A 19,743-nucleotide genomic window follows, 5' to 3' on the forward strand; every position below is an offset into this window, starting at 1 on the left:
TTATTACATTCTACGCCTTCCTATTTAAATCCTTTTTATTTTGTAAATATTTTTATTATTTGTTTATATACATTTAATTATTCATTAATCTAACCTATAAATTACTATAAGAATCCCATGTTAGCATGGAATCCGATTCTCTCTGGGTTATTGCTTCATACTGAAAAAACTTAAATCATTAGTTTAATAATTTGGATTTGCTAAAGATTAGGCTCAGCAGAATTTACTGCTGAGCCCATTTTGGTTTATTATCTCGCTTTATCCATTGATATATCCACCATTGTTTCCGAACCGAAACATTTGGCAATTAAACAGTAAAATTCAGAAGAAGATATTTTCCAATAGCTATACCTTGATATAACCTTCTAAAATAAGGCACTGCTTCTCCGACATTTTTACTGTTTCACCTAAATCCGTACAGTCAGCTTCCCTCAATTGTTTAAATAATCGGCCACACCGAGCAAGGCATTGCTTCGTTGTCTTTATTCTTTTTTGTTATTTGAGTTAAGGTTTTAGCCAAACGCTGTACGCTTTCAAGTAAAACTGCTTCATTGTGAGTGGTAAAACAGAGGCGAAACTCTTTATCCAAGGTAGGCGCAGTATGAAAAGCTGCGCCAGGCACAAAGGAAATCCGGTTTTTTGCAGCTTCTTGGAGGACTCGCTGGGACGTGCCCGCATGTTTTAACTTACACCAAAAGTAAAACCCTCCCTCCGGTACAGTAAATTCAAGATCGTTTGCACAAGAACGCTGGAGAGCTTTTGCCATTGTGTCTCGGCGTTTTTTATATTCCCGCCGTACAGCGGTCAGATGCTCGGCCAGCTTCCCTTCATTCAAAAACATCGTCACAAGCCATTGAGCGATGTTGTTGGTATGCAGGTCAATAAACTGTTTTTCCAGAGCAAGCCTGTTGATTAAAATAGGCGGTCCCGCCAGATAGCCTGTACGTAAACCAGGAAATAGAATTTTGGAGAAGGTTCCCAAATAAACAACTCCTCCGTAGGAATCCAAAGCTTTAAGAGCCTGAGGAGGCTGCTCGCCATAACACAAATCACTATAGGGATCGTCTTCCACTATCACAAGCCGATGACGTTTGGCAAGTTTTATCAAATCTTGGCGCTCTTGTGCAGACATCACCCTGCCTGTCGGGTTTTGATATGTAGGTATGATATATAACAATTTTGGTCGGTAGCGAATTAGGAAGTCCTCCAACAGCTCTAATGATAATTTTTCCGAGCAAGGCAAGCTTAGAACCCTTGCTCCTGCAGCCTGAAAAACCTGAATAGCTCCAATAAACGTTGGCGCTTCCATTACTACATAGTCGCCCGGCTCCAATAACACTTTGCTAAGTAAATATAACCCTTGTTGGGACCCCGAGAGTGTGAGAATGTTCTCCGTCAAAGCCGGTATGCCCTTCTCGCTCAACATTGTGGCGATTGCCCTTCTCAATGGATTATAGCCCTCTACGGGAATATGTCCAAAATCGGCAGGGGCGACCCTTCCAATATTATGGTTAAACAACTCGGTAAAGGTCTCCAGAGGATAAAGGGCTGGATCAGGCATACCTGCGGCCAAAGATATAGTACCACGGGCAGGAGTAGATACTATATCTCTCAAGATTGACGCCAAAGGGTTTTGAGGATAGGCCGTAAATAGTTGGGGCCAGGGAACTTCGGATAAAGACTCAACATCATGTGCTTGCGCTACATAAGTCCCGCTGCCCACTTTTGTCCATACCAATCCCTGCTGTTCCAACTTTCGATAGGCATTAATAGCCGTTGTACGACTTACAGCAAAGAGGTTAGCCAATTCCCGCTCAGGAGGAAGCTTCGTGCCCGAAGGTAGGATTTGCTTTTGGATTTTGTCAGCGATAAGTAAGGCGATTTGCAGATAGAGCGGCTGTTTATCCAAGGTATCCAGTTCTGCCCTATTCATGTATTTGGATATATCCATTTGACACTTCTCCTTATTTTGTATCCAATTTACATTATATCTATGCAATTGGATATTTACAATATCCTTCCCAATCGTTAAGATTTAAGAAATATTAAAGGCAGGTGGAATTATTATGCAGTTATCAGATCGACTCGCAGGTAAAAGCGAATTAATGGAAGAAGTATGGGTAGCACTCCGCGAGTGTACTCCCGTAGTGCTCGGGGTAGTGCCCTTTGGTATCACCTGCGGGATAATGGGGCTTACGGCAAGAATGTCAGGATTAGAAACTATTTTAATGTCTGTCTTTGTTTTTGCCGGCGCGTCACAGTTCATTGGCATTACCATGCTAGGCGCAGGCGTAACGGGCTGGGGAATTATTATATTTACTACCTTACTGGTGAACTTACGTCATTTGATCATGGGATCATCCTTGGCACCCTATATGACTAGACTGCCGTTTCCTCTTCAAGCACTCTTGGCCTTCTTTTTGACCGATGAAGCCTATGCCCTAACCATTAGCCGAATTCACAAGGCTAGGTACAGTGTACCCTACCAATTGACCGTGAGCACTGTGCTTTATCTGGTATGGGTTTTGGCTACTGGAGCGGGAGTAGTTTTGGGCAGTTACATATCTGACCCCTTAACTTGGGGGCTTGATTTTGCCATGCCAGCTACGTTTCTAGTATTGCTGGTACCTCTGCTGGCAGATCGCGTCAGTCTAATTGTATTCGGTATGGCTGCAGCGGTTTCGGTATTTGCTGCGCTGTATTTACCTGGTAAGTGGTATATTATTATCGCCTGTCTTACAGCCAGTTTAATAGGGGGCTTATTAGAGGGGGAACGTGACCATGCGTAGTGAGGTTTTTTACATCATTATCGGGATGACTTTAGTTACTTATTTCACCAGATTTGGTACTCTAGCTTTGTTCCGATTTACGGGGGTACCAACCTGGTTAAACAGATGGTTAAAATATGTCCCGGTTTCTATATTGACAGCCTTAATCATACCGTCCTTACTTTTACCCAAGGGATATTTGGATCTTAGTTTAAACAATCACTACCTGATTGCGGGCATAGTAGCAGCTTTTGTGGCCTATAAGAGCCGGAATATTATTGCCACCTTATGTCTCGGAATGTCGATTATGTTTGTCCTGAAGTTAATGTAAGTTAATGTAGATAGCCTTAAATAACCCCTCATTCCTTTGAATGAGGGGTTATAGAAACAATTACCTGCTCAACAGGAGCAACGTTTTTAGTGAGATTCAAAAACAATCATTAATGTCTGATTCTAATTGGAGGCAACCGGTTTGAGTTAATTAATAGAATCCTGTTAAAGCATGTTTAAATGGACAATACTAAAGTTGTAATCTTATTGATTCCTCGAATTCCCGCAAAAAATATTAACAACTCGAAGGGAGAAGTGATAATCTTGATCGAGGGTTTCAACAATTTTGAAGTTGATTCAGATCAACAACAAAAGGGAGCTAATGGCGGTGAGGGTTCCATGTCTTTTAGTGATCTTTTTACATCTGAGTTTATGCAACAATATACACAGTTTGAATCAATTGAAGACCTTCTATCTTCTGGCGGATTTGTAATAAATTCCGAGGAAGATTACGAGGCTATCCCAGATGAAGACATTGATGCTCATGTAGCAAAGACTACCAAATTTAATTCTTGGAAAGAGCTGCTCACGAACGCGATAGAAACCACATTTACTTTGAAGAATTAGGGTTAAGAAAGAATTACATGTTTATCGTACATAGACCCTGAAAAATTTAAAAAACTGGCAAGTTGTGCTTTAGAACCTAAATCCACATTCTTCAGCATCTCCTCTTTAAAAACAGGATAGCCCGTTCGATCTACGATGTACCCCACATGTTCTTTGGGAAGAGAGCGATCAATGTGCTTATCAATATAGACATAAAGGTTAGCACAAAGTTTTAAGACCACCTCGCGTTCTGCCCATTCCAAAAAACTGGCAGCTAAGCGAGGATTCTTTTTCCCAGTTCTCCCCATAATCACCACTCGATAATATTGTCCTCCTCGAGTCCAAGCAGCTGTCGGGCATTTTAGTACACACTCACCACAGCCTATACAACGTGAGGCATCTCGTTTTACTTTATAATTAACCAGGGTAAGAGCTCCTGTCGAAACCTTGTGACAGTTTTTAATACAGGCCTGGCAGCCTATACAACGTTGAGCATCATAAAGAGGTTCAACCTGCCCTAGAATTCCTATATCATGCATATGAACCTTTACACAGTCATTTGGGCAGCCAGTGATAGCAATCTTAACGTGCGGATTATTAGGATAGATTATTTTCTCAATATCTTTCGCTAAAGCCGTCGTATCAAACACAGCATTGGTGCAAACCTTGTTGCCAATACAGGCTACAACATTACGTGTCCCAGCTGAGGGATATCCTTGATCAGCTTGATCGATAGTTACTCCAATCTTAACTTCAAGTTCTTCAATTAGCGGTGTAAGCAAAGCATTAATTGCGGTCATATGTTCGAAGGCGATTCCGGGAATTTCAAACCCTTGCCGAGTAGTAATATGAACTGCGCCATTACCAAAGCGTTCAGCAATCTCCTGGATAAGAGGAAGTAACTTCACGGGCAAATACCCGCCAGGCACCCTAATACGCAAGCACGTAAGATTCCTGTCTTTGGTGATACGCCAGGCATTTTTCATAACCCTTTTCGTATTAATCGTCAAAATAACCCCTCCTACTTTAATCCAAGAGAGTTTGCGCTTTAGTAAAATTAAACACGGGACCTTCCAAACAAACATAGGTCTCGTCGATCTTGCAGTGCCCACATTTGCCGAGCCCACAGGACATCTTACGTTCGAAGGAAACCCAGATATGCTCTTGCTTCAAGCCTCTACACAGAAATTCTTGAGCGGTATATCTCATCATTATAGGTGGCCCAACGATGACAACTCGCACATCCTCAAGTGAGGGGAGTTGAACATCTGGGATTAGGCTAGTGATTAAGCCCGTTTTGCGCGAGCAGGAATTAGGTATTACTTCGAAATTCCCAAACTCGTCCAGTTTATCCACTGTGACTTCAACCCTAAAGACTTGCGACCATTTATCTAAATCGCTTGCAAATAAGACATCTCTGGGAGTTTTAAACCCGGTTAAGATATCACATTGTTTCAGAAGTTCTGGATGAGCATAGAAGTAATTAATGACACTCTTGACCGGAGCTAATCCGGTTCCACCGGTTGCAATAATTAGGTGTTTACTATGAAATGACTCAATCGGAAACCCAATCCCGTAGGGGCCACGCAGATATAGATGGTCTTCCGGGTTCAGTTTGTCAATACCCTCAGTCACTTGGCCAACTGTGCGAATAGTCATTTCAATATAACCCTCACCAAAATCACTGATCGAAATCGGGCACTCCCCAACTCCCGGGAGAGAAACTTCCATAAATTGACCAAAAACCGGGTTTATTTGGCATTCTAAACGATATGTCCAATCCAGTTCAGTTTGTTGGTACTTGTCTAAAATCTTAGCCTTAAATGGTAAATAATTATTGTTAACCACAGTTACCTACCTCCTCTTTGCCCAATCGATCGATACAGTGAGCCAAGGAGATATATTCAGGACAGGCATTATCACAACGTCCACATCCTACACACATATGAACTCCAAATCTTTGTTTAAAGTCGTTAATTTTGTGCATGACCTTAAAGCGCATCCGTTCCCCGTTGGTGCGGCGAAAACTATGCCCACCTGCCATATCTGTAAATCCATCAATATGACAACTAGCCCAAACACGCCGTCTCTCTCCACATTTAGGATTATCTTCATAGAAAATATCCTGCATCGTGTAACAACTGCAGCTTGGACAAACTACCGTACATCGTCCACAAGCAATACAGCGAGCACCATACTCCTCCCAGATAGGATTTATGGCAACTGACTCTAGGTTTAGATTTTGCGGAACCTGAACCATTTGCCTATTGATCTCAACAAACTTGGGAGATACCTCGAATTGCTCACCATAGAGAGCAAACAATCCGTCAATATCTATCTTGACATCACTAAGGTAGAGGCCATTTTCATAACGCACAGAAGCACTATAATTCTTAGTGGTATTCGTCCCCATGCTAACACAAAAACAACTGTCAAAGCTTTCTTGACAATCCATAACAATAAATTTAAGGCGCTTTCTCAACTGCTCATAATAATAGTCCGGTGAGGGACCATTTTCTAACATAATTTTATCCAGACGTTCTACAGCTTGAATATCACAAGCGCGAAGGAAAACAATGATACCCTTTTCATCGACGACGGATTCCTTAAACTCATCTCCGGTAAAATAAAATAGTGTCTGGGTAATCGGATAAAAGGTTTCCTTGGGGGAAAAATACGATTTCTGATTAAATACAACCTCTTCAACTCTCGCTATTTCGTCATAACCAACCAAATCGGCATCCGAAAACTTTCCCTTACCTTTTAATAAGATTGGAGCATAAACTCGATGTTTTTTCCTTAGATTCTCAAGAAGTTGATTAAATGCTGCGGCAGTATACTTATAGCCCAAACTTAACACTTCCTCTGATTTTCTTAACTTCAAGTATAAACCACTGATTCCTTTGTGACTGTGATTCCTATCACAATAGAATGAGAATATAAAGGGGATGTGTGAAAACTCAGTCTCCAAAATTTCAAGTGGTTACAACAATCAATAAGCGTCCTCATTTCACTATAAAAGTGGAGTGAGGACGCTTGTGTTTTGATGATATAGAAGCAAAAGTGGGGATGTGAAAAATATAGTAACAAGTTTTAACACAGCCCCTTTCTCTCAAAAACCGATCACGACCAAAAGAGTGTTTTTTAGAGCAATGCTGATTTTCGCAAGGATCCGTAAACACTCTTCGTCAGAATTCCTGCCACAATTGTTCCTACTAGGGCAGTTATGCATGAACTTATAAGTGCGATCTTCCAATCAAGATGAATGACATAAATTAATCCCGCCATTACACATAAATTGCCAGTAACGGTACAACCGATCTGCGCTAGTATATGGTGGCTTAATTTTTCCATGGAAAATTTCATGGCAATTAGTGAGTAGACAATTGATCCAATGGTATTAGCAAATAAGAAGAAAAAGGCCAGTGGTGAGTAAGCTGTAGCCATAGCTACAATAGCTTCAACTAAACCAGCTATAATACCCGCCGGTTGTTTGTACATTAAAACTATGAGACCTGTAAAGAATGCCCAGCATGTACCATTGAGCAGTAAGAGGGTCGGGTCCAAAACAGCATCAATACGTCCAGTTACCTGCTCCATAATCACAAATACGATTCCAATAATAACTGCGCCAACAAGTGCTTTAGTATCTGTTCTGACTAACTTCTCTTTCATTTTTAACTCTCCTCCTAAATTTATGATAATTATATTAATGGTAATACCTTGCTTGTAAGGCTGATGATCATTACCAATAACATCGCTGTGATTAACGCAATATCGTATTGCTTAATAGCTAAAGCGGAAGAAAAAGTTCGGGTTCTGCTTCGTCCATATCCCCTCAACTCCATAGCCAGAGCTGTTTCAGTTGAGCGACGGACGGCGCGATATAAAAATGGCAGGAAAGTTGGGATGATACTTCTGAGATTGTCCCAGACGCTTTCCATTTTTAGTCCCCGGGTACGTTGGCTATCCATTATGGATATGTATTCAGCTTTCATGATTGGGAAGAAACGAACACTCAGTCCTGCCAGCATGGCATAGCGGTAGGGAATTTTGAATTTCATGAGCATTAGGGTAAATTCTTGGGGCGAGGCTGAGGTGAAGAATTGCATGCTTGCAAAAAAAATAAGAGAAGCTTTCAGGATACCAGTGATCGCTAGAGGTATGGCTTCACTGTAGATTTTAAGAATTCCCCATTGATAGATCAAAACTCCTTCGCGACAAAAGATCAGTTGAACGATTAGTATCTGAAGCCCCAAAAGCACTAGAATCATAATCATGATCTTATATTGCTTCAATGAACGAGTTAAAATAAGAGACGCCATAATACATATTAGTAAAACACTGCCCAGTTGAACGGCAGTTTGACAACTCAGCGAAAAATAAATCATCAGAGCATACCAGACAAGTTTTGTCCGGGGATCAAGCTTAGAAAGTCCCATCTTATATCTTAAACCTCCCTGTATTAACTTGATTTTCTTGGTTTTCCTCTTTTTTCATAGGCTTGCTAACTCACCAAAAGAACTTATCACGTGTTACTTACAGGAATGCTCCCTGAATGAAATTATATTATGGAAATCTAGGCCAATAGCATTAAGAGTCGCGAGGTGCTTATCGAGATCTTTGATCGAAATATCAAGCTGAATCCTGTGGTTATGCAAGGCAACCAACCTGTTTGAATAGTTTCTAGCCATGGTCAGATCATGAGTAATAACCAGGATTGTCTTGCCATTTTTCGCTAAAGCGAATAGTTTATCCATGATCATATATCCTTGGTTTTCGTCGAGACCCGATGTCGGTTCATCCGCAATGATGAAGTTCGGATCATTGACCAAGATAGAAGCTAGTGCCAAAAGTTGGCGTTGGCCACGACTTAAGCGCTGTGGATGCATTTTTTTATAATCTTGCAGCCCCACAAATCTTAGGCATTCATCAATTTTCTGTTCAATTACTTCATTTTGTTCACCCCTTAGCTTTAGTGAAAATCCAACCTCTTCTTCCAACGTGCTGGCAAAGATTTGATAGTCAGGGTTTTGAAACAGGAAGCCAGTGTGCACACGGATCTCTGGGAGATTTTCCTTAGTTAGGGGCTGATTAAACACTTTAATTTCACCCTTAGAAGGCTTCATCAGCCCGACAAGCAGTTTGGCCAAGGTCGATTTCCCAGAGCCATTTAAACCAACGACCGTTAAAAAATCGCCCTTATGAATTTCTAAATTAATGTCTGCACAACCCTGTAGATTGTTCTTGTACTGGTAGGTAACATTGATCATTTCTGCAACGATTTCCTTGGGCACAACGTTCCTCGCGTGAAAAGGAATGTTGTTTTTTAACCTTTCCCTTCGTTGCTTGATCTGATCCTTGTAATATTCCTCAGGAGCATACTGTTTGACAATCTCACCGTCCTGTATATAGAAGACTCTGTTGGCATAATTAAGGACTTCTTCGATTCGGTCCATGACCAAAACAATCGTCAAATTCTTAGTTTTATTTAACATAGCTAGCCGTCTATACAGCTCATCTCGACCCTGTGGATCCAGTTCAGCAGTCGGTTGATCAAGAATCAAAATTGGGGCGTTAAGGGCCAATACACTGGCTAAAACAACTCTTTGGGCCTCTCCGCCTGAAAGCGAAGCAGTCTGTCTGTTTTCATAGCCTGCCAGACCCACAAATTCCAAAGTATTTTTAACTGTCTGATCAATTTGCTGAAGGGGGATTTCCAAGTTTCCGAGACCGAAGGCCACCTCTTCGTAGACATCTAGACTGATAATTTGATTCTGAGGTTCCTGCATCATATATCCCACATAGTCGGACATTTTATTGAGGTGCATGTCCTGGAGATCGTTCCCCAGGATGGTGACCTGGCCTGTTAATTCGGCTTTATGGTAGTGAGGGATTGCCCCTGTGATGGAGTGCAATAAAACTGATTTACCAGAGGCTACACCCCCGGTAATGACGATGAAATCTCCTTGATTTATCTCAAAACAAATGTTTTTGAGCACAGGTTTTTCTTCATGTGGGAATACAAGTCTTTCAATGTTAATTTTTGCAATCGTTTCCATAGCAACTCCTAAAACATTAAAAATAAAAAAGTTCTAGCTTATTAAAAAGCTAGAACTTTACCATTGTCCTAATTGCAATATTTAGTAGGCAGGTCTCCTGACTTATAGACTAAAATGTACGCCTTCCCAGTTACCCCAGTGGCCTATGTACATTCTTAACATCTAATTACAGTGGTGGGTCCGTCCAGGATTGCTACCTGGTTCCCTATTATCCCTTGCGGGCACCTATAAATAATCTATTCACTTGAGATTATGATAGAATAATTAATTTATTTTGTCAATAGGAAACGATTACATTAAGCTGAAAAACATCGGGGTTAGCGCAATCGGGCTATTGTTGCACATTTTTCAAAGCTAATTACTTCTTAAATCGAACGAAAAGGGTTTCCCATTTTCGTCCCAAATCAGAATCTAGCCCAAATCCAGCGGATTGTTCCATCCGGTCTGATAATAACGTAATTCTTTGGTTACTGCCCAATCAACCCCCTCTTCTGTAAAAACAACCCCATATTCCTGCCTAGCCTTGGCCGGTGAAATGAGGCCATTCAAAACATCTTGCCAAACCCTCTCCGGGTCACGCTGTCTGGGGTCTCCCCAACCACCACCACCTGAGGAAACCACGGTGAGTACCGTCCCCTCCGGCAAAGTACGGGCACTTTCTTTGCTTGCCAGAGTCAACGTTTGTCCGTCTGGCATAGATAATTCGGCACAGTTCAGACTGCCAGGTTGACCGGACGAAGTACCAAAGGGGGGAATTTTCATGCCATCACCAAACATGACAATATTCGTCGGCTCACCGTAAAACTTAAGGCTATAACGAACACCCGGTCCGCCACGCCACATTCCAGACCCAGCAGTGTCCATTTCCAGCTCATGGCACAAGGTCAAATGCGGGTATTGAATTTCATTCGCTTCAATATTAGGGGCACGAACACCTCCATAATTGGACAATGGAGCCATATAGGGATAACCATCTCGCCCGGATATCCCCCCGCCTGAACCTAATGCGCAAAAAGCAAAACCCACGTAAAAACCCTGATTACGGGGATCAATGCCATAAAAGGATGGCCCACAGTAACGCCCAAAACCAGCAGGCAAACATCCCCCCGCGATTGGATCTAGGGCTTGAAAGATCGCGCTGATGATTTCACTGGCTGGGGTAAGTGTACTTAAGGTGACCGGAGCCGGGTCCCGAGGGTTAAGCAAACTCCCCTCAGGCAAACAAACTTTGATCGCTCGAAACGCCCCGCTATTGCGGGGAATATCGGAGCCTAACGCCCAAAGGGCCCCAATCCAAGCAGCGGTCGTACTAGTGACTAAGGCAGAATTGACAAAACCTTGGACTTGAGGATCGGTACCTTGAAAATCAAGTGTCATTTCCTCTCCGTTAATGGTCACTGTCACTCTAATCCTGATCGGCTTCTCTTGAAAGCCATCATCATCAACCCATTCTTCAGCAGTATAAGCTCCATCCGGCAAACGTTTAATCGCTGAACGAGTAAGGCTTTCGGCATGATCGAGGAGATAAGTAACCGTTCCCTTGATCCTAGCAACTGAGTAATGCCCTACTAACTCTCTTAGACGAGCAAGACCGATGTTGTTCGCCCCCATCTGGGCCCACAAATCATTTTGCAGCATTTGCGGATTTCTGACATTTTGCAGGATCAGATCCATGACCTCGATTATTACCTGCCCCTTGCTCACAAGTTTGATGGGTGGGATGCGTAAACCCTCCTGAAAAATCTCCGTAGCTTTGGCATTATAACTCCCCGCCACAGAACCTCCGATATCACCATGATGGGCCCGGCTAACACAATAGAAGAGCACCTCCCCCTCCACGACTGAAGGGGTAATAATTCCGATATCCGGTAGATGATTTCCCCCTTGATAAGGATCATTAAGGATAAAAACATCACCCTCTTCGATTTGCCCTGAGTATTTTCTGATAACTTCTTGGACGCTAAATGTACCAGCCGCCGCTAAAATAGGAATACCATTGATCTGCGAGACTAAATCCCCAGCCCCATTACAGATTCCACAAGCAAAATCACAGGCCTCAGCAAAAATTGGGGACCTGGATGACCGTTCTAAAGCATAGCCCATTTCTTTGGTGATTGTATCAAGACGGTTGGCGATTACTGCACGCTCGATAATCTCATCCATTTTGGCATTCATTTTCACGCCCATCCTTTCCTATTATAATAGATAGATTTCCTACCGGATCTATTTTTGCCTGGCAGTGTTCTTCCACTAAAATTGTCGTATACTCCTTCTGAATTAAAGCGGGCCCTTCGATACACCCTCCGACCTCTAAACCTTGCCAAGGGTAAACTTTCATCGCTTGAAAACTCCCACGCCAGTAGATTGAGCGTTGCTTAATTCGAGGTGTGGCATTCTTAGCCACATCATCGTTCATACTAGGATCTTTGAACATCGCGCCTTGTGCCTTCCACTCTGAGAAGGGTTCTTCCTTCTCTATGGCTAACAAGCGAAAGTTAACAAGTTCTAAAGGCTTCTCCGTCTGACTATACCCATAAAGTTTCTGATGAGTATGATGAAAGTCCTTCGTTAACTGTTGCCAAACGGCAAGGTCTTTAAGGTTACCAGACAGAGTAATATTAAGTTCATGATGTTGATCAGGGTACTTTAAATCAGCAGACCAAACATATCTGCGCTGCTCGCTCTTAACTCCGAGGCGGGTCAACTCTTGGTCGACCTGATGTTGCATCTCAACAAAAACATCATACCATTGTGGATTAGGTACTTTTCCCAGCTCTTCAACGATACTGCGCAGGACCTCAAACTGAAAACGAGCATGATGCAATCCTTGGGCACAAAAAACCGGAGCTAGTTCCGGAACTTCAACCCGCTGGATACCTGCCCCTGCTGCTAAAGCTGTGGCAAACAAAGGCAGGGCCCCCCCAACAGCTGCCAACGCGAAAGAACGAGGGTCATACCCTTTTTTTACAGTCATTAAGTAGACGGCATCAATCATCAAGGAAAGAGCCACCTGATAAATAGCATAGGCCGCTTCGTGGACAGATAATCCTAAAGGACGAGCTATTTTCGTTTCAATAGCCTGGTAAGCCAGTTGCGCATCCAACGGCATACGGCCGCCCAAAAAATCCGAACTATCTAATAAACCCATGATTAACGCTGCATCCGTTATCGTTGGTTCTTGCCCACCCAAGCCATAGCAAATCGGCCCCGGCTTGGCACCCGCGGATTGCGGTCCAACCCGCAACATTCCTCCCTTGTCCAACCAAGCAATACTTCCTCCGCCAGCCCCGACAGTATGGATATCTAACATCGGCAGTTGAACTGGGTATCCAGCAATCTCTGCCTGGGGAGTCATTTCCATTTCCCCTTGTCTGATTAAAGAAACATCGAAGCTGGTTCCCCCCATATCGGCCACAACCAATTCGGACAGTCCCTGCTCACGGGCCAGTGCCCATCCCCCTTTAACTCCTCCTGCCGGACCCGAAAAAAGGCTGTGCACAGCACGCCGGCTTGCTTGCTCTAAATCAGTCAAACCGCCATTATTTTGGGCAATTGAAATGGGCACCCTGAGTCCTTGATCACGCAGATGAATCCTCAAGTCCTGCAAATAATGACTTAACACAGGACTCAAACGCGCATTTAAGACTGTTGTTGTGGTCCGCTCGTATTCCCCTAGTTGGAAAGAAAGTTCCGAGGAAAGGGTGATAAAGAGTTCGGGCAAATGGATCTGCAAACGCTCTTTAAACTCTATTTCGTGTTCCGGGTTGCGACAAGCAAAGAGCAAGCAAACAGCAACGGCTTCTACCTCTTCTCGTTGTAAGAAAGCAGCAATTTCTTTCACTTGCGCACTATCCACAGCCTTAAGCGACACACCCCTATAATCCATGCGTTCTCGCAGTCCAAGGCGCAGAAATCGAGGGACTAAAACAGGGGGTAAGACCTGATGGAAATTCCATTGTTCAGCCAAACGGGAACGACGTAATTCTAAGGCATCACGAAAGCCCTCCGTCGTAATTAAGGCAGTTTTCACACCTTGACCCTGCAAAAGAGCATTGATCCCTACGGTAGTCCCATGTATAAATTTCTCCGTTTGCCCAAGAAAGTCTGGAAGCGAGAGACCGAATCTATGGGCTAGTTCTGTTAAACCACGTAGCATCGGTTGCAGAGGATCATCCAAACTTGATGGGACTTTGGCAGTATAAGTGCGCCCTTGCTGCTCTCGAACCACAAAGTCTGCGAATGTTCCCCCGACATCAACGGCTATTTCGAACATGTTTATCCTCCTTTGAAAAATAAGAAGTCCCCAGGACGGGGACCAAATGTCGAACTGCGATTATAAGCCAAAGGACCCCATGAATCGCCGAATCTGCTGTTGTACTTCGGTCGACATTTCTACCACGGGTGCAAACCCTTGGAGGGGTTTCGTTGCATCGATACCCATTTTTGCCGTTCGACTTAGTTCATCACTGGACGGATCTAGCGTACAACCCATTCCCATATGTTGAGGCACGATGGTCACTCCCCTATCTGCCTGCAGCCGGGTCGCCATGGCCCAAAGAACTTGGCGCTCATCAAAGACATCCACATCTTCGTCGACTACAACTACCATCTTCAGGTTATGGTCCACTGAAAAAGCTGTAAAAATCGCCTGCTGGGCCTGGCCTTCAGCAATTTTCTTCATGGAAATGTAACAATGAAATAGCCCGCAAGCTGAAATGGGAGCATGGACGTTCTTAACGTTAGGTAGGGTTCGGTTCAGGGCATTCAACACATCCCCTTCTCGTTGCACGGCGACAATCGTAATGTGCTCTGAACTCATGCCGGGTGTAATATCCTGAAACAATGGTTTTGTACGATACTGAATCGCTTTAACTTTGAAAACATTTTCCGTACTACGATAACAGGCATAATTGGTAAATTCGGCAAAAGGGCCTTCGGATTCCCGAGCTCCTGCGACAATTTCCCCTTCAATCACTACCTCCGCATAAGCTGGAACCATCAAATCCACTGTTTTACAGTGAGCGACTTCCATAGGAGCGCCGAACAATCCCCCCATAGCTGCAAACTTTCCTTGATTGTAGGGTATCAAAGCCATGGAGCCCATGGAAATATTAGGATGGATACCGAGAACGATGCTCGCTTCTAGTGACTTACCTAGTTCTTCTGAGCGGCGAAAGTACTCCCATAAACGTTGGCGGGAATGGAGGCTGATGCCTAGTTTGTCTTTCCCTTTCAATTGCATCCGGTGATAACCTGCAGTTTCTACTCCTGTCTCTGGATCTCGAGCAATGACCAAACCTGCGGTAATGTAAGGCCCTGCATCAATCGGAAAGTGAGTTAAGATCGGCAATTTATACAGATCAACCTCAGAGCCTACAAAGACATTCTCTTGAAACGGAGCATCAGTTACCTCCACAGGTTCGATCCGCTGATTAATACGCTTGGAAAACTCAGCGGCCAGATCGTTGGGAGCTACGTTCATCGCTAAGGCCAAACGCTCACGAGGGGCCAGGACATTGGTTACCACAGAAATATCATGGCCCTTAACCTTTTCAAAAATCGTCAATGGATAGCGACGCGCCTTCTCCAATTCCATAATTAACGTACTTATTTCATACTTAGGATCAATTTCCTCCTGAACACGGACAACCTCTAAGGGATTTTGCTGTTTAACTCGTTCAATAAATGTTCTCAAATCCTGTTCCACGATGTTTACCTCCTCCAACTTCGAATACAGAAAAAAGGCGATAAAAAAGCCCACAGTCACAAAGACTGTGAACTTTACCGTCGCCCACACAGTCTGCCCAAGGCAAACTCATCAACATTACAGGCAGGTCTTCTGGCTCAAAGGTCATCATCTCTGTACGCCTTCCCAGCGAAAGCCAGTGGCCAGTGTACAAGACTCTCTCTTCACAGTGGTGGGTCCGCTCAGGATAAGTACCTGATTCCCTATTCTCCCATTAAGGGCACCTGTAACATAAAAATTATCGTTTTATTATTGGAATAATTAATCTTTCGACACAAATTTGATAATTCCTGCTTTTTGCGGATTTATTATTCTAAACATGCATTAGGGCAAAAAATTTACGCTTTAGTTTCTAATTTTAAAACAGAACCAAGATATGATGTTAATTTAACAGGAACTGATAATTTAGGTAATAAAGTTGAATTTTATTTATCTCATGGAGATAAATAGGGAGGGTTATTTAAAATAGAAACTATAAATGGAAATCTTGATGTGAATGCAAAAACATTAATACTCACGCCTTACGCCGCTAAATATCCTGATAAAAGTGGTGAGATGAATGGTGAGTATAAACAAGTAGGAGATAAATTCACAATTGATTTATCATTATTAAAATGATGATGTAAACAAAAGAATTAGGGTTGATTGTTCATAGAAACAGGTGCTTTCTTATAAATTTAAGAAAGCACCTGTTGTAAATCACTTGAAAATTTCCGATTTTTCCGCCTTAGCATCCCACAAACCATTGACTTTCAAAAATATCAATGGTAAACTAAAATTTGTATATTTTACGTTAATGACTATAACATCTCACTTTTATCATACCATACAAACAACCTTCTTGTCAATAGCTTAGACCAAAAATATTGGAGGTATTAAAAAAATGCAGAGCATGTTTACCCTAATCCCTTCATCCGTGACAAACCAACTAGCTATTGCGGAAATTGTCGATTGCAATAAAAAAACTTCTCGTTATGGATTAATTCTTTCTCAAGCAGATGCACTAGAACTCGTGATAACCCGTTCAGAAGCCCTAAGCAACTACGGACGCATTGAATTCAGCGGTGGTATTATTAGTAAACTTATATTAAGTTTCTCTAACTCCCCCTTCCTGACTAAACACAACTATGTCGCAACATTAAACGATTTAATAGAGACTTTCTACTACTTTAAAAATGAGACGCTTGACGAAATTAGTGACGATGAATTGATTTCGTTAATGAAGAAGTATTTTGATCAGCGTTGTCAAGGTTCCGTTGAACTACTGCAAAATCGCGAATTAGAAGTCTTAGCACGCAATGTACGATACGGAATTAGTGATTATGAAGATATCTACAAAGATACCGAAGAGTCTTTTGATGAGGAGGGTTTTGATGAATAAGCTAGAGAAACAACAACCGATCATTAAAAGACAAAATCTTAACGAATCGGATTATTTTCAATCAATTTTACAGGAATCCTATCGGCTTAACTTATTAAGCGTTACTGAATATGAAACCATTCAAGTGCAAAGCCTTCAACTCTTAGCTAAACAAGTACAGCGGTATACTGGTGGCGAAAGCAGTTCTGTTAAAGTAGAAACCGCCCAAAGCATTATGCAATCGATTCTTTATGTTATTGGTAGCTACCTCAAAACTTTTCCAGAGGCTGAGCTAGGCTTGGCAGCCCTTAAACAAAAACCATTATTAGAACTCTACCAACATGGCAAAAAGTTAATCACAGCACAACTAGCTAGTGCTAAACAATTGCTAATCGATATTCAAACGGATGGCTTTATCACAGATAACCAAGCTTACAATGATACGATACAGAACGCCATACCGCCTTTTTTCACTGATTATGATGTAAATTTTGCAGCCCACGATACCCCAGCATCAATCGATTACCCTTTATGTAATGATAAGATGGATTTGGTTGGTATTGAATATATCTCAAATTATCTTGAAACACTCTGTTTAGAAAATAAATTCTTGGATCTTTTCCCGATGCCGGCAATTAGTCGCTTATTACAGGGTTTCAATGACCACCATAAAGACCTGCTCATTAATATTTTTGGACTTGTGCTTACGAACGCACTCGGGTGTGTATTGTTAGGCAAAACTATCACTCTTCTTAATATAGAACCGAAAGAAAGAGAATATCTGCAACAAAAATTACTAAATCTTTCACACACCGAATTAAACAATCGTTTGCATAAGACATTAAGGCAATTATGTATAGATCTTGACCTATCGGATCGGTCATTAAAAAACCACATGATAGGAATTATCCCTGATTTATCTGTAAGACTAAAAAATGCTCTCGAGAATAACAGATTGGAATCAATCTTTATTAGCTTCAAAGATAATCCACTGCAATCAGTCCTTTTTGAAGAAGGCAACAAAATGGATGACGAACTATTTCGAAGCATCGCTAATGAAATTAAAGAATGTAGATATGTCTCAGATAAAATTGCAATCATTCAGAAAGAAATTCACAGTATAAGTGATTTTATTGATATTCTCGGAAGTTATTGTATCTTTGATAATGAATTTACCGATATCTTCCAATCGCTTGGAGATATGGAACTTGCACTCCTTCTGAAGATGGTACCCTCTGGCAATATCATAGACTCGGATATCCATTTCACTGAAAGCGAGAAGGAATGGCACAATAGGCTGAATACTTTCTTTTCCGAACTTAGATTACCCAGACAGAAAAGGATTAGAAAGCTCGTTGGAAATATTGTTGTTCATCCTTGACAGGACCTCATGAACAGCAAGGTTTGTGGGTGCTAGGTTATACTACACATTATTTTGCCCCGCTGATGGCGGAGCTAAAATAAACTCGTATTCGCCTGAATACTGTTGAAAACGAAAAGTTTGCGAAAAGGGGTAACTTTAGCTTAGAATTGAGGTTATTGACCACTATATTTCGATCGTACTAAGGAGGCAAAATCATGAAGAGTTTTCTAAATTCCATTCAAGAAAGGGTTCTATTATATGATGGTTCTAAAGGGGTAATGCTCCAAAGGAGAGGTCTAACCGGAGCAGAAGCATCAGAATCCTGGAATTTATCCAATCCAGAGGAGGTTAAAAACCTATATAACCAATACCAAGTTGCTGGTTCAGATGTGATTCAAACAAATACGTTTCCGGGTAATCGAGTTACTCTAGGTAAGCATGGTTTAGGCGATAAAACGTATCAACTAAACTTTGCAGGTGTAAAACTAGCCAAAGAAATTACCGGCGATAGTACTTACGTTGCTGCTTCAGTGGGTCCGACTGGTGAGTTATTAGAGCCTTCGGGCAATTTGAGTTTTGATAAAGCCTATAGTATTTATACAGAACCCTTAAAGGCCATCGAAGATGCAGGTGCCGATCTTGTTAATTTTGAAACATTTTCAGATTTGAATGAATTAAGGGCAGCTATATTGGCTGCTAAAGAAACTACAAAGCTTCCTATTATTGCTTCGGTAACCTTTAATGCCAACAGTCGAACGCTATTTGGTAATTCAGCCGAAGTATGTGCTATAGTCTGTCAATCACTCGGTGCTGTTATCATCGGCGCTAATTGTTCAGGTGGTCCCGATAGTTTAATTGAACCCATTAAAAAAATGTATTCTGTAGCATCCATTCCTCTTTGTGTAAAAGCAAATGCCGGGATGCCTGTACTGGATGATGATGGTAATGTAATCTATCACCAAAAACCCGAACAGTTTAGTTCTTACACCAAAGAATTTATAGAAAATGGAGTAAGACTTATTGGTGGATGTTGTGGAACTACCCCAGAATTTATTGTGGAGATTAAAAAGGCTCTTGCTGAGTTAGAAACCCCAGAGTTAAAGTTTAAATTCAATCCAACCATTGCTTCAGCTTATAATCATCTTATTCTTTCCCCAGACAAAAACTATTCGGTTAAAAGACTTTCTCCAGAAGCCGTTACTTTATTAATAAAGGGTAATTTTTCTACCTTGGTGAAAGAATCTAAGTCCGAAGATTTTGATTACCTTTTATTAGATTTCGGCAATATCGATATATCGTTTGATGTATGGAGCTTCGCCAGTGAATTCGGATTGTTAATCAAAAAACCTGTCATGATCAAGTCCGAGTCTCCAGAAATTCTCTATAAATTCCTAAGATATTATCCTGGAAAGGCCGGAGTGGTTTTATCTGATAACTCTCAACTATCTCTTTCTCAATTACAACACTACGGCGCTTTAATAGTAAACGATGCATTGGTACCGTATTTATAAGATGACTGACAGCTTCGCTAACTCTCCATCATACATCACTTGTCCGTGATCAATTAG

General features: G+C 41.9%; 17 protein-coding genes and 2 riboswitches. Of the genes, 7 read left to right on the plus strand and 10 right to left on the minus strand.

The features are described from left to right. Positions 1–439: 439 nt before the first annotated feature. Positions 440–1,951, minus strand: a complete 1,512-nt coding sequence (gene pdxR / locus DSBG_RS10310; RefSeq protein ID WP_068964198.1) for a MocR-like pyridoxine biosynthesis transcription factor PdxR — start codon at positions 1,949–1,951, stop codon at positions 440–442. A gap of 115 nt (positions 1,952–2,066) precedes the next feature. Between pdxR and DSBG_RS10315 the strand changes: the two genes are divergently transcribed. From DSBG_RS10315 to DSBG_RS10325, 3 genes are all read left to right on the plus strand, one after another. Then, the gene (locus tag DSBG_RS10315) at positions 2,067–2,789 is read left to right on the plus strand and encodes an AzlC family ABC transporter permease (protein ID WP_083236814.1); all 723 of its coding nucleotides are present in this window, start codon (positions 2,067–2,069) and stop codon (positions 2,787–2,789) included. Then, a complete protein-coding gene (locus DSBG_RS10320) occupies positions 2,782–3,099 on the plus strand; it encodes an AzlD domain-containing protein (protein WP_068964200.1) in 318 nt (105 codons plus the stop codon). The genes DSBG_RS10315 and DSBG_RS10320 overlap by 8 nt, the downstream gene beginning before the upstream one ends. 254 nt (positions 3,100–3,353) lie before the next feature. Further along, positions 3,354–3,665 (plus strand): hypothetical protein, encoded by a 312-nt coding sequence (locus tag DSBG_RS10325; RefSeq protein WP_242877545.1) that lies wholly within the window; start codon positions 3,354–3,356, stop codon positions 3,663–3,665. Between the two features lie 2 nt (positions 3,666–3,667). Here the strand turns inward: DSBG_RS10325 and asrC are convergent, their stop codons facing one another. The 9 genes from asrC to DSBG_RS10370 all read right to left on the minus strand — a co-directional run bounded on the left by asrC (position 3,668) and on the right by DSBG_RS10370 (position 15,413). Beyond that, a complete protein-coding gene (gene asrC / locus DSBG_RS10330) occupies positions 3,668–4,654 on the minus strand; it encodes a sulfite reductase subunit C (protein WP_068964201.1) in 987 nt (328 codons plus the stop codon). Between the two features lie 16 nt (positions 4,655–4,670). Continuing rightward, positions 4,671–5,492, minus strand: coding sequence for an anaerobic sulfite reductase subunit AsrB (gene asrB, locus DSBG_RS10335; protein ID WP_068964203.1), 822 nt, complete (start codon positions 5,490–5,492; stop codon positions 4,671–4,673). After that, a complete protein-coding gene (gene asrA / locus DSBG_RS10340; protein WP_068964205.1) occupies positions 5,485–6,495 on the minus strand; it encodes an anaerobic sulfite reductase subunit AsrA in 1,011 nt (336 codons plus the stop codon). The genes asrB and asrA overlap by 8 nt, the downstream gene beginning before the upstream one ends. Before the next feature lie 293 nt (positions 6,496–6,788). Next, a complete protein-coding gene (locus tag DSBG_RS10345; RefSeq protein WP_068964207.1) occupies positions 6,789–7,319 on the minus strand; it encodes a hypothetical protein in 531 nt (176 codons plus the stop codon). A 29-nt stretch (positions 7,320–7,348) separates the two neighbouring features. Next, complete coding sequence (locus DSBG_RS10350; RefSeq protein ID WP_068964208.1) at positions 7,349–8,086, minus strand: energy-coupling factor transporter transmembrane component T family protein; 738 nt, start codon at positions 8,084–8,086, stop codon at positions 7,349–7,351. A gap of 93 nt (positions 8,087–8,179) precedes the next feature. Beyond that, positions 8,180–9,706: an ABC transporter ATP-binding protein gene (locus DSBG_RS10355; RefSeq protein ID WP_068964210.1), complete on the minus strand. Its 1,527-nt coding sequence runs from the start codon at positions 9,704–9,706 to the stop codon at positions 8,180–8,182. Between the two features lie 70 nt (positions 9,707–9,776). Next, a riboswitch (cobalamin riboswitch) is annotated at positions 9,777–9,950 on the minus strand. 167 nt (positions 9,951–10,117) lie between these two features. Further along, the gene (locus DSBG_RS10360) at positions 10,118–11,881 is read right to left on the minus strand and encodes a hydantoinase B/oxoprolinase family protein (protein WP_068964212.1); all 1,764 of its coding nucleotides are present in this window, start codon (positions 11,879–11,881) and stop codon (positions 10,118–10,120) included. Next, positions 11,862–13,979, minus strand: coding sequence for a hydantoinase/oxoprolinase family protein (locus DSBG_RS10365; RefSeq protein ID WP_068964213.1), 2,118 nt, complete (start codon positions 13,977–13,979; stop codon positions 11,862–11,864). Before DSBG_RS10365 ends, DSBG_RS10360 begins: the two co-directional genes overlap by 20 nt. A gap of 60 nt (positions 13,980–14,039) precedes the next feature. Beyond that, the gene (locus DSBG_RS10370; RefSeq protein WP_068964215.1) at positions 14,040–15,413 is read right to left on the minus strand and encodes a UbiD family decarboxylase; all 1,374 of its coding nucleotides are present in this window, start codon (positions 15,411–15,413) and stop codon (positions 14,040–14,042) included. A gap of 105 nt (positions 15,414–15,518) precedes the next feature. Beyond that, positions 15,519–15,695: riboswitch (cobalamin riboswitch) on the minus strand. A gap of 249 nt (positions 15,696–15,944) precedes the next feature. Here DSBG_RS10370 and DSBG_RS24035 point away from each other — a divergent pair. The 4 genes from DSBG_RS24035 to DSBG_RS10385 all read left to right on the plus strand — a co-directional run bounded on the left by DSBG_RS24035 (position 15,945) and on the right by DSBG_RS10385 (position 19,686). After that, positions 15,945–16,070 (plus strand): hypothetical protein, encoded by a 126-nt coding sequence (locus DSBG_RS24035; RefSeq protein ID WP_282434210.1) that lies wholly within the window; start codon positions 15,945–15,947, stop codon positions 16,068–16,070. Between the two features lie 298 nt (positions 16,071–16,368). Next, complete coding sequence (locus tag DSBG_RS10375; protein ID WP_491005722.1) at positions 16,369–16,833, plus strand: DUF6323 family protein; 465 nt, start codon at positions 16,369–16,371, stop codon at positions 16,831–16,833. Next, positions 16,826–18,193 carry a DUF6179 domain-containing protein gene (locus DSBG_RS10380; RefSeq protein WP_068964219.1) on the plus strand — a complete coding sequence of 456 codons (1,368 nt, stop codon included), beginning with the start codon at positions 16,826–16,828 and terminating at the stop codon, positions 18,191–18,193. Before DSBG_RS10375 ends, DSBG_RS10380 begins: the two co-directional genes overlap by 8 nt. Positions 18,194–18,390: 197 nt before the next feature. Continuing rightward, on the plus strand, positions 18,391–19,686 hold the full coding sequence (locus tag DSBG_RS10385) for a homocysteine S-methyltransferase family protein (RefSeq protein WP_068964221.1): 1,296 nt from the start codon (positions 18,391–18,393) through the stop codon (positions 19,684–19,686). Positions 19,687–19,743 lie beyond the last annotated feature (57 nt).

This window comes from Desulfosporosinus cupriresistens (assembly GCF_001707885.1).
GTDB lineage: Bacteria > Bacillota > Desulfitobacteriia > Desulfitobacteriales > Desulfitobacteriaceae > Desulfosporosinus.

What these genes read in the sequence shown, in the direction of transcription:
- pdxR (WP_068964198.1), bottom strand. Translation starts at nt 1,951, where the DNA reads ATGGATATATCCAAATACATGAATAGGGCAGAACTGGATACCTTGGAT.
- DSBG_RS10315 (WP_083236814.1), top strand. Translation starts at nt 2,067, where the DNA reads ATGCAGTTATCAGATCGACTCGCAGGTAAAAGCGAATTAATGGAAGAA.
- DSBG_RS10320 (WP_068964200.1), top strand. Translation starts at nt 2,782, where the DNA reads ATGCGTAGTGAGGTTTTTTACATCATTATCGGGATGACTTTAGTTACT.
- DSBG_RS10345 (WP_068964207.1), bottom strand. Translation starts at nt 7,319, where the DNA reads ATGAAAGAGAAGTTAGTCAGAACAGATACTAAAGCACTTGTTGGCGCA.
- DSBG_RS10350 (WP_068964208.1), bottom strand. Translation starts at nt 8,086, where the DNA reads ATGGGACTTTCTAAGCTTGATCCCCGGACAAAACTTGTCTGGTATGCT.
- DSBG_RS10355 (WP_068964210.1), bottom strand. Translation starts at nt 9,706, where the DNA reads ATGGAAACGATTGCAAAAATTAACATTGAAAGACTTGTATTCCCACAT.
- DSBG_RS10360 (WP_068964212.1), bottom strand. Translation starts at nt 11,881, where the DNA reads ATGAATGCCAAAATGGATGAGATTATCGAGCGTGCAGTAATCGCCAAC.
- DSBG_RS10365 (WP_068964213.1), bottom strand. Translation starts at nt 13,979, where the DNA reads ATGTTCGAAATAGCCGTTGATGTCGGGGGAACATTCGCAGACTTTGTG.
- DSBG_RS10380 (WP_068964219.1), top strand. Translation starts at nt 16,826, where the DNA reads ATGAATAAGCTAGAGAAACAACAACCGATCATTAAAAGACAAAATCTT.
- DSBG_RS10385 (WP_068964221.1), top strand. Translation starts at nt 18,391, where the DNA reads ATGAAGAGTTTTCTAAATTCCATTCAAGAAAGGGTTCTATTATATGAT.